The 15586-nt window shown below is 68.1% G+C and carries 16 protein-coding genes; all 16 read right to left on the bottom strand.

Annotated elements, in window-relative coordinates:
- Nucleotides 1-2: 2 nt before the first annotated feature.
- A complete protein-coding gene (locus ISP17_RS11470) occupies nucleotides 3-806 on the bottom strand; it encodes a phage BR0599 family protein (RefSeq protein ID WP_404633233.1) in 804 nt (267 codons plus the stop codon).
- A complete protein-coding gene (locus ISP17_RS11465) occupies nucleotides 796-1992 on the bottom strand; it encodes a hypothetical protein (protein WP_404633231.1) in 1197 nt (398 codons plus the stop codon). Before ISP17_RS11465 ends, ISP17_RS11470 begins: the two co-directional genes overlap by 11 nt.
- On the bottom strand, nucleotides 1992-5102 hold the full coding sequence (locus ISP17_RS11460; RefSeq protein ID WP_404633229.1) for a phage tail length tape measure family protein: 3111 nt from the start codon (nucleotides 5100-5102) through the stop codon (nucleotides 1992-1994). Before ISP17_RS11460 ends, ISP17_RS11465 begins: the two co-directional genes overlap by 1 nt.
- 3 nt (nucleotides 5103-5105) lie before the next feature.
- Nucleotides 5106-5231: a hypothetical protein gene (locus ISP17_RS11455; protein ID WP_404633227.1), complete on the bottom strand. Its 126-nt coding sequence runs from the start codon at nucleotides 5229-5231 to the stop codon at nucleotides 5106-5108.
- Nucleotides 5231-5719 carry a DUF6631 family protein gene (locus ISP17_RS11450; RefSeq protein ID WP_404633225.1) on the bottom strand — a complete coding sequence of 163 codons (489 nt, stop codon included), beginning with the start codon at nucleotides 5717-5719 and terminating at the stop codon, nucleotides 5231-5233. Before ISP17_RS11450 ends, ISP17_RS11455 begins: the two co-directional genes overlap by 1 nt.
- Before the next feature lie 3 nt (nucleotides 5720-5722).
- Entirely contained in the window at nucleotides 5723-6496 is a 774-nt protein-coding gene (locus ISP17_RS11445; RefSeq protein WP_404633223.1) for a phage tail tube protein, read from the bottom strand.
- A complete protein-coding gene (locus ISP17_RS11440) occupies nucleotides 6489-6770 on the bottom strand; it encodes a DUF7210 family protein (RefSeq protein WP_404633221.1) in 282 nt (93 codons plus the stop codon). The genes ISP17_RS11445 and ISP17_RS11440 overlap by 8 nt, the downstream gene beginning before the upstream one ends.
- On the bottom strand, nucleotides 6767-7390 hold the full coding sequence (locus ISP17_RS11435; protein WP_404633219.1) for a phage tail protein: 624 nt from the start codon (nucleotides 7388-7390) through the stop codon (nucleotides 6767-6769). The genes ISP17_RS11440 and ISP17_RS11435 overlap by 4 nt, the downstream gene beginning before the upstream one ends.
- Nucleotides 7387-7851 carry a hypothetical protein gene (locus ISP17_RS11430; protein WP_404633217.1) on the bottom strand — a complete coding sequence of 155 codons (465 nt, stop codon included), beginning with the start codon at nucleotides 7849-7851 and terminating at the stop codon, nucleotides 7387-7389. The genes ISP17_RS11435 and ISP17_RS11430 overlap by 4 nt, the downstream gene beginning before the upstream one ends.
- On the bottom strand, nucleotides 7844-8146 hold the full coding sequence (locus ISP17_RS11425) for a head-tail joining protein (RefSeq protein ID WP_404633215.1): 303 nt from the start codon (nucleotides 8144-8146) through the stop codon (nucleotides 7844-7846). The genes ISP17_RS11430 and ISP17_RS11425 overlap by 8 nt, the downstream gene beginning before the upstream one ends.
- Before the next feature lie 85 nt (nucleotides 8147-8231).
- Complete coding sequence (locus ISP17_RS11420; RefSeq protein WP_404633213.1) at nucleotides 8232-10085, bottom strand: phage major capsid protein; 1854 nt, start codon at nucleotides 10083-10085, stop codon at nucleotides 8232-8234.
- Nucleotides 10086-10169: 84 nt separating this feature from the next.
- Nucleotides 10170-11864, bottom strand: a complete 1695-nt coding sequence (locus ISP17_RS11415; RefSeq protein WP_404633211.1) for a phage portal protein — start codon at nucleotides 11862-11864, stop codon at nucleotides 10170-10172.
- A complete protein-coding gene (locus ISP17_RS11410) occupies nucleotides 11864-12412 on the bottom strand; it encodes a hypothetical protein (protein WP_404633209.1) in 549 nt (182 codons plus the stop codon). Before ISP17_RS11410 ends, ISP17_RS11415 begins: the two co-directional genes overlap by 1 nt.
- Before the next feature lie 60 nt (nucleotides 12413-12472).
- The gene (locus ISP17_RS11405; RefSeq protein WP_404633207.1) at nucleotides 12473-12751 is read right to left on the bottom strand and encodes a Mor transcription activator family protein; all 279 of its coding nucleotides are present in this window, start codon (nucleotides 12749-12751) and stop codon (nucleotides 12473-12475) included.
- A gap of 5 nt (nucleotides 12752-12756) precedes the next feature.
- Nucleotides 12757-14655, bottom strand: coding sequence for a phage terminase large subunit family protein (locus tag ISP17_RS11400; RefSeq protein WP_404633205.1), 1899 nt, complete (start codon nucleotides 14653-14655; stop codon nucleotides 12757-12759).
- A 98-nt stretch (nucleotides 14656-14753) separates the two neighbouring features.
- Entirely contained in the window at nucleotides 14754-15323 is a 570-nt protein-coding gene (locus tag ISP17_RS11395; protein WP_404633203.1) for a hypothetical protein, read from the bottom strand.
- Between the last annotated feature and the right edge of the window lie 263 nt (nucleotides 15324-15586).

Raw genomic sequence — 15586 nt, 5'->3', positions numbered from 1 at the left:
GGTCAGCGCACCGGGTTGCCGTCGTAATAGTCGCGGCCGGGGATGTACAGCTCCCCGCCGAAGTTGTCGGTGTTGGCGAAGTACGTGCAGTCGGCGAAGGTGCCGGCGCATCCCGGGTAGGCGGTGACGGCCAGACCCGTGGCGATGTCCGCCGCGCCATACAGCACCGTGATGCTGGTGCCGCTGTGCGCGTTGATGCTGCGGCGCTCCAGCAGGCCGTCGGTGCGCGTCCACTCGATCCAGCCGCCGTTGAGGCGGCCGCTGGGCAGCGTGCCGAACTCGGCGGCCGTAAGCACCAGGCCGGCCACGCCGGTGAGCGTAGCGGGCAGCGCGTGCGCGGCCTTGCTCACCCCGCAGAAGAAAAGCACCAGCGGGCAGCCGCGCTGCCAGCAGCCACTGCGGCCGCCGCGCTTGTTGCGCGTCTGGCTGGGCTCGCTGGTGAGGGTGAGCTTGGTGTCGTCGAACACCGGCGCCAGCAGGCGGCCGATCCAGTCGACCAGGTAGTCGGTTTCGCCGTAGTGCTGGGTCCAGATGGTGATGGCGATGGGGTCGCTCGGCGGGTACGGCCGCCAGTTGTCGGCCACGGCCAGCGTCTTGGGCAGCGTGATGTTGATGGTGCGCTTTTGCTGCTCGCCGCCGTCGGTGATCTTGTCGTGCGCGATCGCGGCCGGCAGGTAGGTGTCGCCGCCGTACACAATGGTGCGGTCGGCGTTGGTGTAGAACCAGCTGAGCACGCCGCGGGTGATGCGGAACAGCTTGATCGGCTGGCCACCCAGCAGCGCGGCGTCGCGGGTGCTAGACGTCATGCTTCACCCCCTGCCACACGGTGCTGAAGGTGCATACGCCATCGGGGCCGCTCACGTGGGTGATCTGCACGGTGTCGCTGGCCAGCTGGCACATCTGCAGGAAGCTGATCAGCAGCACGCTGGCCGGGGTGATGTCCACGCCCAGCGGCGCGTCCAGCGTGAGCGTCTCGGTGTCGCTGCCCTCGCTGCTGCTGAGGATGCGCCGCAGCAGCACGGTGCCGTCGGTGAGCACGATGCGCACATCCTTGCGGTTCACCTGCTCGCGGCCGAACACGGTGTAGCCGGCCCACTCCACGCTTATGCTGCTGTCGCTGGCCGCCGATGGCGAGGCAAGGCGGAAGTCCGCGCGCCAGGTGGGTACCCACCACTGCCCTGCCCGGCCGGCCAGCCCGTACAGCAGGCTGCGGGCGGCGGCGTGGTCGGCGCGGCCCACGGTGAGCCAGGTATGCGGCTGGCCGGCGAAGGCCTGCCCGGGGTAGTCGAAGTAGGTGACTGGGCCCGCGTCTTCATCCACCGTCTGCACGGTGCGCGCGTAGCTCACGGCGGCAGCGTCGGCTTCGTTGGGGCGGCGGTCCATCACCGGCACGCCGCGGTATAGCGTGGTGGGCGCCACGGCCGGCCAGTCGCACGGCTCGTCCACCAGCAGCGACACGCTGGCCTCGGCCACGTCGTCGCTGCGCACGGTGAACTTCACCGGCTCGGCGAGGCGGGCAAGGCGCACCGGGTACAGGCGCGTGTCGGCCGGCCAGGCGCTGGCGGTGGCCGTGGTGAGGGTGAGCGCGTCGGCGGCCACGGTGGCCACGCTCAGCAGCTCCCACTGGCGCGCGCTGGCCCACAGCACGGCCAGGCCGCCGGCGGTGAAGTCATAGCCGGTGGTGGTGCACGGCACGCTGGTGGCGCCGGCGGCGAGCGGCGCGGCGAGCAGCTGCATGTCCGGGTAGATGGGCAGGTGCACCTGCCGCGTGCCCTGATCGTTGCTGATGGCGTCTACCAGCCGGCGCTCGTCCGCATCCGCGGCGATGGCGAAGCCAAACAGCCGGCGCGGCGCCAGGCGCAGCTGGCGCTTCTGCTGGGTGCCGTTGCGCGACACCTGCAGGTCAGTGAGCCACGCCAGCGCCTCGGTGGGCGGCGTGGCCCAGTTGGGCGGCAGCGGCCACAGCACGGGTTGTCCGATGGCGTAGGACATCAGCGCCACTTGCCCTGGATCACCGTGGGGTTGTTGCCCACCACGTGCAGCACGGCCTCTTCAAAGTGCGGTGTGCTGGCGATTTCCTGCGCGGCCTGGTCGCGGTCCCACACGTGCACGTGCTTCTGCGCAGCGGCGCCGGCCGAGCTCGGCAGGTGGGCGGTGGAGAGGTTGGCGGGCAGCGCCAGCTCCGGCCGGGCGGCGTCAAAGCCGGCGGTGCTGCTGAGCGAGTCCAGCATGCGACGATCAGAGGCATTCCGCGGGTATTCAAGGTTATTGACGGCGTCCATGAAATCCTCGCCGTAGTACGCCACCGCTGCTGCCCGCTGCATGTATTCGCCATCGCTGGCGCGGATGGTGACGCTGTCGCTGGTGCCCGTGCCGGGGCCGCGGATGCGGCCGCCGGTGGCGAACCCGGTTGGCTGCGAACGGATCGCCGCCACGTTGGCCAGGCCGGCGGCAATGGCAGCCGCGGCGGCGGCCGCACCCAGCGCCGGGCCGATGTAGGGGATGGACGCCATCGCCGCGTAAGACGACGTGGCCGACTGGTAGGTATCGATGATCGCCTTCGCGATCGCCGCCGCCTTGCCCACCATGGCGATCTTGCGGTTGTTGCTCTGCTGCAGACCGGCGAGCTGACCGAAGAACTGCGACGACGCGGTCAGTGCCAGCTGGTTGCGCGACTGGTCAATGACGGCCGATTTCTTGGCGTAGTCCTGGTCGAGCTTCGCGCGGGCGGCGTTGTACGCAGCCTGCTGCGCGAGGTCATCGGCGCGGAACTTGGCGCGCAGGTCAGCCGCCTGCTGTGCATAGGCGGCGTCGAGATCCTGCTGGGCCTTCAGATTCTTGGCGACTTCGCTGCTGACGCCACCCACGGACGCATCTACACCCTGGTAGCTCGGCAGCGCGGTGACGCTGTTCTGCCCGATGGTTTGCAGGGCGCCGTGATACTCGTCCGACGAGATCACGCCCTTGGCCAGCAGCGCATTGAGCTGGGCGATCTGCTCGAGCGCCTTGTCGAGCTTCACCTCGACCGGCGTGCGCAGGGAGTCGCGCAGCTTTTCCCAGGCCTGCCGATCCTTGTCGGTGAGCTGGTCCAGCGCCTTGTCGCGTGCCGTGGCGTATAGCTGCACCAGGGCGTTGCGCTGGGCATCGATCGCCTGCACGTCGGCGCCCTTTTTGGTCTTGGCGGTATCGGCGAGCTGGTTGGCCTTGGTCACCTCATCGTTGTAGGTGGCCCAGATCTTGGCGACTGGATCCAGCGCACCCTGCTCATCGCCCAGCGCCTTGATCAGCTGCTGCTGGGCGGCCGCCGCCGCAGCCTGCCCGCCCTTGCCGGCAGCCGGGCCGCGCGCGACGCGACCGGTGTCATTGATGCCGGCGAGCAGCTGGTCATACAGGCCGCCGGCGAAGGATGCGGTGCCATCGGCGGCAACGATGCGCTGCACGCCCTTGAGCTTGGCGTTGCCCGGATCGGCGCCCGCCCAGAGATCCTCGAAATACTTGTTGAGTTCCTTGATCTTCTCTTTCTTGGCGTAGGTCTTGTCGATGCTGGCAGCGAGGCGGTCGAGGCCCGCATCGGCGTTCACCGCGTTCTCGTCGAGCTTCTGCTTGAGGCCCTGCAGCGAGGCGGCGTCCTCGGCCTCTTTGACCTTGGCCTTGAGCGCCTGCAGGTTGGCTTCGTCCTGCGACGACCACGGCGAAATGTAGGCGCCCGCCTCGGTACCGGCGACTGCGCTGTAGTTCTGCGCATCGGCCTTGCGCTGCTCCATGGCCTTGATCTTCATCACGTCGCTGGCGGTACCGGTGGCCAGCGCTACCTGATTCTTGAGCGCCTCCCATGCGCCGCTGATGGCGGTCTTGACGCTGTCCCACATGCCGGCCAGGCCGCGCACCTGCTCTTGCTCGGTCTGCAGGCGCTGCACGGCCGCTTCGTGGAAGGCGCGCGCCTCCACGTCCATGGCGCCCTGCGCGTCGCCCTCGTCCTGCAGGGCCTTGATCTGGTCATAGATGGCCGTGGTGAGGAAGTGGTACTGCTCGTTGGCCTTCACCGCGCCGGCGGCGGTGCCGTCGAACAGCTTGAGCACTTCGGCTGCGGCCTTGTCGGCGCTCTGGCCGGTGAGCTGGGCCATGTCGGCCGCGGCCTGCCCCATGGATTCCAACGCCTGCCCGCTCACGCGGCCGCTGGCCGCGAGCTGCTGGAGGATGAGGCGGCTGTCGGACAGGCTGCCATTCACTGGCGTGATGCGCTGGGCCATCTGCTCCAGCTGGCTCGCCGTGACGCCGGCGAAGTTGCCGGTTTGCCCGATCGCCTCATTGAACTTGTTCTCGTTCTCCGCGGCATCGTTGGCCACCAGCGCGAAGGCGGCGATGGAGCCGGTGACCGCGATGATGGCAAGCCCCAGCGGGCTGAAGGCCGCCGACATGAGTCCGCTGTAGTTGGCCAGCGTCATGGAGGTCTGCTCGAACCGCCCCCAGTTGCCGTTGGCGATGTCGCTGGCCAGCCGACCCAGCTCGCGCCGTGCCATGGAGCTGTTGAGGCTAAAGGCATGCATCGCCGCGCCGCCCTTGGTGAGCGCGATGCGGTTGTTGTCGATGACGGCGGAGAACTTGGCGAAATCCTCCGCGCCGACGGCGCCGGCCTGGTAGAGCTTTTTGAGCGTGGCCTCTTGCTTGTCGAGCTTCTCGAAAGCGGCGACGGTGGGGTCGATCGCCGCGGCAAGCTTGGCCATCTCGGCCGTCTGCGCGCGCGTGGCGGCCGCGGCGGCGGTGGCCTCGGTGCGCTTGCCCAGGCTGGCGCGGTAGGCCTCCACGGCGGCGCGCGTGCGATCCACCGTGGCGCCCTGGTTGTCATACGCGCTGAGGGTGCCGCGGATGGCCTGGGCGGCGCGCTCCTGCGTGGAGCGCACCGACTCCTGCACCTGCGCCTGCTTGGCGGTGGCGGCCACCATGGCGTTGATGCGGGCGGTAGCGGCGTCCGCGCTCTCGCCGGCGGAGCGGGCGGACTTGTCCACCTGCCCCAGGCTGTCGCTGAGGCCGTTCATGCCCTGCAGGGCCTGCTGCAGATCGGCCCGGACGCGCAGCAGCAGTTCGTAATCTTGCACGGCCATGGGTCAGTCCCGCAGGGTTTGCAGCAGCTTCTTGACGAAATCTCCGCCGTGGTGCGCGGCGCCGATGTCGGCGATGCGCTGGCGGCGCTGGCGACGCTCGCGGCGCAGGGCCGCGGTGAAATGCAGCATCAGTTGGCGCTTCGTGTACCGCCGGACGTCCCCGGGAGGGTGTCCAACTGCGACGAGTGTTCCGATGACATCGCCCCATCGAACTCCCGCTGTTTTCGCAGCTGGACGCTCAGCAGCACACGACGCAGAAAAAAATGCGCGTTCACTCCCCACCACAGCATCATCAGCGCCTCGCCGTCATCGGCGCCGAGACCCCGCACCCATGCGACAGGCTGGTCGCATGCCAGCGCGATCAGCTCGATCACCTGGTCGCGGCACTGGCCGAACGCCGAGCGCAGGGAGTCCAGGTCGGCGAAGTCGCCGGCCAGCGCGATGCCGGTGATGGCGTCGGAGAACGCGGCGATGGAGGCGTGATGCTCCAGGCTCTCCAGGAAGCTGTACTCGCGCATGGTCACCGGCACGCCGGCGATGGTGCTGTGCCGGTCCGGAAAGAGGATGGCCAGATCCTGCTGGCCATCCTTGTCTTGCGTGGCGCCCTGCTCGGCCATTGCTTACACGCCCACGTGGGTGATGCGGCCGAACTGGCCGAGCGGGCCGTTGGCGGCGCGCAGCGAGTCCAGCAGCACGGCGCCCGCTACCTGGCGGCCGGCGGTGTCGGTGCCGGTGGTGATGAGCATGATTTCCTGCGCCACGGCCGGGGCGACCTTGTACAGCTCGCAGATCACCGGGGCGTTGTTCTCGGCCAGGTTGACGCCTTCGTACAGCAGCGCGATGTCCGGCTGGGCCGAGGTGAGGATGCCGGTGTCGGTGCGCTTGCCGTAGCTGTACGCGGCCTTGAACGGCTGCACGTAGGTGCCGACGTTGAGGATGGTCACCTTACCGAAGTTGGCATCGACGGTGTAGTCGGTGCCTTCCACCAGCGTGGCCGGCGTGCCGGTGCTGTCGGTGATCACCACCGCGCTCACGGCCGGGTTGGCCAGGCGCACTTCATCACCGGCCACCAGCGCATCGGGCAGGGTTTCGGCGGTAACGGTACCGGCCACCACGCTCACGTTGTTGCCGTAGAGGTCGCGCGCCATGCCGCTGGGGCGGAACTCGGCGAAGGTGATGTCGATGTTGAGGTCGCGCGTGTGGGCGATGTTGCGCACCAGCGAGTTCTGGCCGCTGTTGCTCTCGCGGTGCTTGATCATCTCCACCGTGGGCTTGAGCGTGAGCGTGCTCACGTCGCCGGCGTACTGGTAGAGGCCGATGGTGCCGGCCAGCGAGTTGCGGATGGCGACCGAGAGCTTGCCCTGGCCGTAGTAGAAGTATTCGGACTCACTCATGGTCGTCTCCGGGGTTCATGGGTTCGGGGTCGGTGGGGGCCGGCTCGGGCTCGGCGCCCGCCGCCGGCTCTCCGGCGTCGGGTTGGCCTTCGCTGCTGGGCGCGGGGTTGTTCGTGGTGGTATCGGCCGGGGCGTGGCTGGTGAACATGGCGATGCCGCGCTCCACCAGCCACTCGGCGTCGTGGGCGAGCACATGCAACTCGGCGCCGATGGCATGCACCACGCCGGCGTGCGTGTGCGACTTGAGCAGGGTGATGGCACGGTCGAGGATCACGGCGTACTCCCGAGCAGGCGCTGCTGCTCGCTTTGAAGGGTGCGGATGGCGAACTCGGCCAGGCGCTCGGGCCGGCGGCCGTGCTTGAGCATCTGGCCGACGCTGGGGCCGTAGACGCTCTGGATCGGCAGGCGCTTTTTGCCCTGCCGCTCGAACACCAGCAGCGCGCCGTTCTTGCCGCGCGCGATGAAGCTGCCCGCGTGCACGCTCGGCGCCTCGCCGCGGCGCACCGCCCAGCGCGCGCCCAGGCCGGACTCGCCGCGCAGGCGGCCGCCGAACTTGATGGCGGTGAAGCGCGCGCGGCTGCTGGTGGCCACCACGCCGCTTGGCTGCACGCGCGTCCAACGCGCGTCGAACTCGATGGCGTTGATGCCGCGGCTCTTGCCGATGAGGCGCACGCCATCGGCGTCGTTGCGCACCTGCAGGCCTTCCGCGATGCGCGCCGCGCGCAGGTTGTACTCCGCGCCGATGTCGCGCTTGGCCTCGGTGGCCAGCCGGCGGCGCAGCGTGCCCAGGGCGCGCTGCTGCGCGCGAAGGATCTGCGCAGGCACGTCGCTGAGCGCCTTGGCGGCGTCCAGCGTGCCGGTAAGCTCCACGGCGAAGGATGCGTAGCGGGTCACCGGAAGTACCTCGCCAACACGGTGATGACGGCCACGATCACCGACGCGCCCTCGGGCCGGTCGAGGATCTTGATGGAGCCCACGCGCAGCGGCGTGGTGGGCACGCTGGGCTGCGCAAACTGCGCTTTGGCGTAGGTGGTAACGCAGCGCTCCACGTCCTCGATCACCGAGTGGATTTGCTGGTGTGCGTCGTCCTGATCGGTGGCGATGGCCACCTCGGCGTAGATCTCGATTTCGCGCTCGGCCTTGGCCGGGCGCTCGGCGGGCGAGCTGGTGATGTCGCCGCTGTACAGCATGATGCCCAGCGCGTTTTCGTCGGTGCGCTGGTTGTCGGTGGTCCAGATGTTCTGGCCCACGTCGGTGAGGTAGCCGTTGGCCAGGCTGATGCCCTGGAGCACCGCGGCAAGGTTGGTGATCTGCTGCCAGCTGCGGCTGGTGGTGGTGACGATGGGGTTACCCATGGAGCACCGCCTGCACCACATAGCCGTCGTCGACCAGGATGGCGTCGACCTTGCGCAGGACGCCGCGCACGGTGATCTCATCGCCGCGCTGCGGTGCGTATTCGGATTTGATGCTGGTGATGACGCGCTTGTTGCTCTGGATCTCGCCGCGGTTGCCGACGGTTTGCGAACCGTCGTCGACGATAACGCGCGTGGTGACGGCGGCGGCGGTGCCGCGCACGTACGTGGCCGCTTCGGCGAACTCGCCGAAAAGCTCGTGGTGCATGGCCGCCAGTTCAGTGAAACCGGTGCTCATGCCGCGCCCTCGCACGCGCACACCACCGCCCGGCGCTTGGCCGGGCGGTGGGTGCATTCACGCGGGCTGCGCGAGCGGCTCATGCTTATGCGGTGAGCGCGTCCTGCATCGCCGCGAACGACTCGGCATGGCGCACGGCCACATCGAAGTCCTGGAACGCGCGGACGATGACGCTGCCGGTGTCGCCGGAGCTGTACGGATCAACCTGCAGCTCCAGGCCGCCCCACATGCCGTATATCAGGTCGGCGAAGTTGCCGAAGATAATCGCCGAGCAGTCGCCGGCCGAGGTGCCCTTAGTGAGGTTGCTGGGCACTGCGTTGGTGACGCCGGCCATGTAGCCGTTGAGCGGGGTGTTGCCGTCGCCCCAGATCGGATCCGCGTTGGCGCCCGAGAACTTCTGGGTCTGCTTGAGCTTGCCGCGCACCTTGGCGTTGGTGAGGTAGCCCATGGCGCCCACGTCGGCGTTGGCCTGGGCGATCGCGGTTTCCAGATCGATGATGTTGCCCCAGGTGGGGGCTGCACCGTTGGTACCACCGACAACGGAACCGATGCCGCTGGTGGCCAGGATGCCCACCGGTTCGTTGGAGCCGCCGCCCTTGATGCCGATGGCCTGCATGCCCAGCGCCATCACCGTGGCGAGGTCGCGCTGCACGAAGCTCTCGATGGAGATGGACGACTGCAGCAACAGCTTGCGGCTGATCTGCGTGCGGCCCGCACCGGTCTTGGGCGACATGGGCACCTGGTCAAAGCTCTGCAGCGATGCCGTGGGCGCGTTGCCCTCGGTGACGATGTAGAACGTGGCGCCACCGGTCTGACGCGGGATGGCGACGTTGCCCACCAGGCCGCTGAGGAACTGCGTGCCCATCTTGTTGAGCACCATGCGGTTGCGCAGCAGGTCGATGAAATTGCCGCTGAGCAGGTCGGTGGCCACCAGGTCGCCGCCGTTGGCCGGCGTGCCCACGGTGAGCTCGCGCTTGGCGTTGAGCACGTCGAACGGCACCAGCAAGCCCTTGACCGAACGGCCCTGCTTGTCGGCCGCGGCGCGGCTGGCCTCGAACTCGAACGCAGCCTCTTCGCGGGCACGTGCGTCGCCCGGGTTGGCCAGCGCGTTGAGGGCACGCACGAAGCTGAAGCGTTTGGCCTCCCCCTCGGTCATGCCGATGTTGGCGGTGGGCAGCGGCTGGGTGGCGATGGCATCCATCACCTTGGCGCGGAACTGCTCCAGCGGCCAGCCGCCGGTGACAGCCGCGGTGGCCAGATCGCGCACGCCCTTGTAATTCTTGAGGGCGTCGGCGGCGGCAGTGATTTCGGCGACGCGCTTGCGCTCGCCCTCAGTGCCCGCGGCGCGGGCGGCTTCGATCGCGGCGGTGTTGTCCGGCGCGGTGGTGGTCTCGCTCATGGTGATCTCCGGGATGCGGGGCTTGGGGGGTTCGGCCTGGCGGCCGATGCCGGCCTTGATGTCGGCGGGCACGCTGACCATCGAGATTTCGTAGGGCTCCCAGTCGTCGACGCGGTAGGTACCGACCCCCTCGTTTTCCGACTCGAGCATGGCGTTGTGGATGAGGTAGCCGACGGAGACGTTCTGCCGGATGCCATCCACCACGTCCTGGAACACCTCGTTGGCACGGGCGCTTTTCCCAAAGCGCACAACCGCACGGGCCACCCGGTCCGTGCCGATCTGTACCGACTCGATGACTCCCACCTGGTCGCACATGTCGTGGTCCATCAGCAGCGGGCCGCCTGCGTTGAGGCGGTCGAGCCGGATGCTCCGCGACTGCACGTCGAGGATTTCATTGCCCCAGAAGCGCTGCACCGGCGTCTCGCTGGCGAAGGCCAAAGTGACGGTGCGCGCGGCCTCGTCCACCACGGCGCGCTCGGTGCCGATGCGCAAGATGCGCTCGCCGGTACTGCCGGGGTTAAGTGCTTCGGGAAGCGACATGGGACGGGCTCCAACGCACGACATGGGACGTTGCGAGGAAGCATCGCGAGCGCGAGGGAAACGGTTAAGGCAAACCGTTTCCGCTCACGCGGCGGCGGGTTCGTCCTGCAGCAAGGCAACGAGATCGGCCACGGTGGTGGATGCGGCCTGCAGTACACGCGCCTTTTTGCCGGCCTTGCCGGTGCTGCTGCTGCCGCCGTCGTTGCCGGATTCGGCGACGGCGCTGGCGATGGTGCCGGTGGGCGCGGTGGTGCCGGCCAGCACCACGCCCTTGGCCTTGAGCATGGCCTGGAAGCGGGCGATGTCGTTGATGACGTCCTCGATGTCGATGCCCTGCTGATCGGCGATGCGCTCGGGGCTGGACAGCCCGTTCTCGATCGCCAGCACGGCGGCAGCCATGTCCTTGAGCGGATCCACCCACTGCCAGCGGCGACCGCGCCAGATGTGATCCTGAAACTTGGCCTTTTTCGCCAGCGGAAGCGGGCTGCCGTTGGCCAGCGTGATGGCGCCGGCGAGCAGCGCCATCTCCAGCCAGTCCTCATAGACCGGCACCAGCACTTGGGTGATTACCCACTTCTGGATCTTCATCCAGTCTTCGCGCTCTTCCAGCGTGCCGCTGCGGATGCTGGAGAAGCTGACGCCTTCCAGATCGTTGTTGAGCGAGTGGTAGCTCATGCCCGGCAGGCCACTGGCTACTCCGCGCAGCGCGGCCTTGTTGAAGCTCTCGAACTGCTGATGCGGGTAGTCCGGGTTGAAGGCCTCAAACCCATAGCCCTCGGGCAGCACATCGAACGAGCCGGGCGTGGCCTCGGTGATGAACTCGCCCTTGGTGTCCGGGGTGACGCCATCCACGCCGTTGGATACCGGTGCGGGGTCGCCATCGGGCGAGGTGAAGAAGCCCATCTTGGACGCGCCGATGCGCGCGGCGATCACGGCCGCTTCGCGGTAGCCGTTGAGATCGTTGAGGCGGCGCATGACGGCGTGCATCCACGGCACGCCGCGGGTCTGCTCGTCTTCCAGCGGAATGAAGCCGTGGATGATCTCCGAGGCCGGCACGCGCTCGCGGTATCGGGTGACGGTGGGCGACTCGGTGTAGTGGCGGTTCCACAGGTGGTAGGCCACCGGCTTGCGCCACTGATCGATCTCCACGCCCATGATGACGGCGTTGCGGCCATCGGCGGGCCACAGGTTGTAGAACGTGTCGAGGCGGTCCATATCCAGCAGCTGCAGCTGGTAGCCGAACGTGCCGGCACCAGCGCCGCGGCGCTTGCGCAACATGAACTCGCCATCGCGCCCGAGCGCGAGGCCGATGGCATCGCACAGGTCGATGAAGCTGCGCTTGCCGGCTACATCGCACTGCTCGGGCCGGCACCAGGTGGCGAAGGCCTTTTCGATGGCCTTGTTGGCGCCTTCGTCGGCCTTGCCGCTGGGGTCTTTGACATCCGCACGGAAGCGGAAGCCCTCGGGGCCGACGACGTTGCTGCGGATGGCGCGGCCGAACTTGACCGCGTATTCGTTGTTCTTGAACAGGTCGCGGCTGCGGGCGCGTAGGCGGTCGAGATCGGTGCGCAACTCGGCATCGATGGCAACGTTGACCGATTGCCAGGTGGCCGTGAGCCGATTGACCACGGCACCATCGAAGCGCCGCATGCCGCCTTGCGGGCGGCGAACCGCTGGCGCGATGCGCTCGGCCTTGTGCTGATCGATCGCCGCAGCCAGCTGCTGGCCACGCTCGGTGAGGGTGCTGCTAGCCGGCGACCGGCGGCGCTGGCCGAACATCACAGCACCGCCAGGATGCGGTTGCCGCCGCGCTGGCCGGAGGCCACGCGCTGCTCAGTGAGCACCTCACGGCGGAAGCGATCACGCAGCTGCAGCAGCTCAGGCACCGGGTAGTAGCTGATCTTGCGGGCGTTGATCTCCATGGCGCCATAGACGGGCGCCTTGGTTTCCAAGTATCCGTTGATGGCGTCGAGCACCTTCTGCGCGTGGCTGCGGGTATCGAGTCCGCCGGACGGTACCGCGGTGAGATCCGGCAGCACCTGCACGCGCGTGGTGCTGAGCGTGTGGCGCTCGGTACCGTTGGTGACGTATTCCTGCACGGAGTAGGCGCCAGGCGCCCACGTGGCCGTGGCGCTCGCGGCGATGGTGACCAGGAAGTCGTCGCCGTTCGCCGCTGCGGTGGCCGAGTACACCGACGCCGTGCCGACGAAGGCGTAGGCGAGGGTCCAGCCGTCGCTGGCGCGGTAGTTGCCACCCGGGCGCTGCCAGATGGCGGTGTCGCCGGCCGTGATCTGTGCCGGGATGGAGCAGGATAGATTGTCGGCCATGGTGCGCAGGCTGGCGCCGACAAGGGAAATGGTTAAGGCAAAGCGTTTCCTGCGGCGACGTCAGGGCGACACGATCTGACGCACGCGCTTGATGCTGATGCCATAGCGCCGCGCGAGCAGCTCGGCGCGCTCGCCGCGGTGGTAGTCGGCGCGGATGGCGCGGTTGCGCTGCTCCATCTGCATGCGCCCGGTTTCTCCGCGCCGCGGGATGTAGACCCTTTCGCCGCCCCAGTCGTCGCGCACCTCCTGCTCCACCTCTTCGATGACCTGGTTGGGTACTTTGCGCATGCGCGCCTGGAGTCGCTGGAAGATATCCGAGAGCAGATCGAGATGAGGCATAGCGGTCACCAGTTGGTTGCGAATCCGCCGCGGCGGCGGGCGGCGGGCTGCGGCTTCGGAGGCGTGGGCTGGGCAGCGGCAAGGCTGGCGGCCGAAGAGCGTGCGATATCTGTGGCGCTTGGATCGGATGGCGCGGCGGCCGAGGGCCGGGATGCCGCAAAGAGGTCATCGTTCACCGGTTCGAGTTTTGCCTCGAGCGATGCCCAGTCGGCCTCGCGCATCACGTGGATTCGCACCATGGGCGAGCACGCGATTGCGTAGGCATAGACCAGTTTGTCGAGCTCTTCGTTGCGCACGCCCTTGGCGAGGATCCAGCGCTTGGCGATGAGATCGAAGCGCTCGGCGGTGAGCTGCTTGTAGAAGTCGAGCTCGAGATCGGCGGGGAAATGAAACCGTGGGTACTGCCCTGGTTGCAGCTCGCCATCCTTCATCAGGCGCTGCATGAGGGTGGTCTTGGCGGTGCTTACACCGACGTTCCAACGCTTGATGCCGCGCTTGTCGACCTTACCCCGCTTGGTGCTGTCGTCCTTTTTTGGGCGCGCGATCAGCGGGTGATCCTGCATGCGCATACCTTTGACGGCGATGTATCCCTGAGGCTGGCGCGGCCGCACGAAATCGTAGACTTCCTTCGTCCAGTTGCCGCTGTCGACGGCCACTCGCTCAGCGCGCATGGCGATGCCGCAGGCGTTGATGATGGGCTGGGTAAAGTAGTCCTCCACTTGGCGCCAGTCTTCCTTGCGGGTGGGGTCGCCGGGCAGCTCCACGGTGTCGATCATCCAGGCACTCTCGCCGCGGCCGAAACCCCACACCGCGAGCGAGAAGCGGTTTGCCTGCACGTCGACGCTGCCGATGAGCACCAGGCAACCGCGCGGGATCGTTCGGCGCAGCCATTTGCCGGCGCGCTGCTGCACTTCGGCGGCTTCTACGCGCTGGGAGGCGCCTTCATACGCTTCACCGAGGATGGTGTTGTGGAAGGTGACCTGCTTTTCTGGGTTGTCGCGTGCCTCTTTGCGCAGCTCGGCGATCTCGCGCCAGGTGTAGCCGAGCCCGACGCCGGCATAGGCGGCCCACACGTGGTAGGTGCGCTTCTTGCGCTCGGGGTGCTGGTGCACCCACTCCGCGAGGCCGTCCTCGCTATGCCCGCGCTCGCGCAGCATCCACGCCTTGTGCTTTTCGTCGATCAGCTTGCCGCAGCTCGTGCAGACGAACTGGCCGTCGTCGGTGAGCTGGTCGATCTCCAGCACCTGGCGCTGCAGGCAATGCGGGCATGGCACGTGGTAGGTGCCCATGCTGCCGGATTCGTAGTCGTCGCTGATCGCGCAGGCGTCTTTGATGGTCGGCGAGCTGACGCGGAAAATCTTCTTGCGGGTGGTGAACGACGACGTTCGGCGAACAGCCTGGGTGCCGGCATCACCCTGATCGTCAACATCGCTTGGATACTTAGCCAGTTCATCGAGAACGAGCCATTTGATGGGCATAGACGCCAGCGAGTTGGCACTATTGGCGCCGGCCAGCGTCCAGAAACCGGCCGGGAATTTCTTCATCAGCGTGGTGTTGCCGCTGTCGCGGCTGCGCTTGGCGCCGATCTTGGACGCCAGCACCGGCATCAGGTCGATCATCGGCTGCACGCGCTGCTCGCTGAAGTTGCGCGCGACGGGCAGCGTCGGCAGAACGTACATGCCGGGGCCCGGTGCATGGTCGATCACGTAGCACAGGAAGTTGAGCGCCACCTCCGTGCCGCCTACCTGCGTGGATTTCTTCAGGCCTACCTCGGTGACCGGCGAGTGCACGGAGAGGTCATCCATGATGGCCCGGAGGAACGGCATGCGGCTGGTACGCCACTGGCCCGGCTCGCTGGCCGCCTCGCGCGGCAGCATGCGGTGCTCATCCGCCCACTGGCTCACGGTGAGCACCGGCGGGGGCGTCCAGCCGCTGCGCCATGCGTCCAGCGCGATCAGGCCGCCATCGGCCAGCAGCACATCGTTGATGGCGCCGCCGAGCGTCATGCGGCTTCCTGGTCGGGCGCCAGCTTCGCGCCGGGCATCTCGGCCGCGCGCATGGCTTCGGCGATCTGCCGCGCCTCGCCATCGATGAGCAGCGCGCAGCGGAACGGATCGCTCTCGGCGGCCACGGCACCGGCCAGCCGATCGGACATGCTCAGCAGGCTGTCCATCGCCTGGCGGGCGAGGTCGAAGATCACCCGCTCCACCTGGTCACGGCGCACCAGCTGGCCAGCCAGCTCGGCGAGCTCCAGCTCGGCGATGCGTGCGCGCGCGATCTTCTCGCGCGCCGCGGCGGAGCTGTACGCGCCGTCGGGTGTGGAGGCTGGCGTCTGCCCTGCCCGCGCAGCGCCGCCCGCGTCAGCGCCGGCGCCAGCTGGCTTCTCGGCGCCCGGTCGGCGATCGCCGCCGCGCGCCGGATCGCGCGTCACGTGCAGCAGCGCATCCGTGGCCTCCACGTTGACCAGGCCGGCGGCATCGAACGCGAGCTTTCCCTGGCGCTTGAGCTTCGACACGTACGGTTTTGACCAGCCGCGGGCCCGCGCGTATTCGGCCTGCGTCATCGCCGTCATGCGCCACCCCGTGAACCGGCACCGTTACCCACAAGCGGGGGCAGTGAACCAAAGGAAACACTCGGAATCTCGCGGAAATTTGCGGCCGTGCTACCCGCAATGACGGCGGCCAGGGAGGACCCGCGGCGCCCCGGCCCGTTCAGGTTCACCCGGGGCCGGCGACCCGACCTCACTGCCCTGTCCCGACCCGAACCGATGAAGGTCGGGACGCGGGAAACGTTGCGGCACATGCTCTGCCCCGACTGTCCCGACTGTCCCAACCT

It is taken from the genome of Dyella ginsengisoli, assembly GCF_044904665.1.
GTDB classification, from domain to species: domain Bacteria; phylum Pseudomonadota; class Gammaproteobacteria; order Xanthomonadales; family Rhodanobacteraceae; genus Dyella_A; species Dyella_A ginsengisoli.
The sequence above is the reverse complement of the archived record's forward strand: the minus strand, read 5'-3'. Positions and strand labels throughout refer to the sequence as shown.

What these genes read in the sequence shown, in the direction of transcription:
- ISP17_RS11470 (WP_404633233.1), bottom strand. Translation starts at nt 806, where the DNA reads ATGACGTCTAGCACCCGCGACGCCGCGCTGCTGGGTGGCCAGCCGATC.
- ISP17_RS11465 (WP_404633231.1), bottom strand. Translation starts at nt 1,992, where the DNA reads ATGTCCTACGCCATCGGACAACCCGTGCTGTGGCCGCTGCCGCCCAAC.
- ISP17_RS11460 (WP_404633229.1), bottom strand. Translation starts at nt 5,102, where the DNA reads ATGGCCGTGCAAGATTACGAACTGCTGCTGCGCGTCCGGGCCGATCTG.
- ISP17_RS11455 (WP_404633227.1), bottom strand. Translation starts at nt 5,231, where the DNA reads ATGCTGCATTTCACCGCGGCCCTGCGCCGCGAGCGTCGCCAGCGCCGC.
- ISP17_RS11450 (WP_404633225.1), bottom strand. Translation starts at nt 5,719, where the DNA reads ATGGCCGAGCAGGGCGCCACGCAAGACAAGGATGGCCAGCAGGATCTG.
- ISP17_RS11445 (WP_404633223.1), bottom strand. Translation starts at nt 6,496, where the DNA reads ATGAGTGAGTCCGAATACTTCTACTACGGCCAGGGCAAGCTCTCGGTC.
- ISP17_RS11430 (WP_404633217.1), bottom strand. Translation starts at nt 7,851, where the DNA reads ATGGGTAACCCCATCGTCACCACCACCAGCCGCAGCTGGCAGCAGATC.
- ISP17_RS11425 (WP_404633215.1), bottom strand. Translation starts at nt 8,146, where the DNA reads ATGAGCACCGGTTTCACTGAACTGGCGGCCATGCACCACGAGCTTTTC.
- ISP17_RS11420 (WP_404633213.1), bottom strand. Translation starts at nt 10,085, where the DNA reads ATGTCGCTTCCCGAAGCACTTAACCCCGGCAGTACCGGCGAGCGCATC.
- ISP17_RS11415 (WP_404633211.1), bottom strand. Translation starts at nt 11,864, where the DNA reads ATGTTCGGCCAGCGCCGCCGGTCGCCGGCTAGCAGCACCCTCACCGAG.
- ISP17_RS11410 (WP_404633209.1), bottom strand. Translation starts at nt 12,412, where the DNA reads ATGGCCGACAATCTATCCTGCTCCATCCCGGCACAGATCACGGCCGGC.
- ISP17_RS11405 (WP_404633207.1), bottom strand. Translation starts at nt 12,751, where the DNA reads ATGCCTCATCTCGATCTGCTCTCGGATATCTTCCAGCGACTCCAGGCG.
- ISP17_RS11395 (WP_404633203.1), bottom strand. Translation starts at nt 15,323, where the DNA reads ATGACGGCGATGACGCAGGCCGAATACGCGCGGGCCCGCGGCTGGTCA.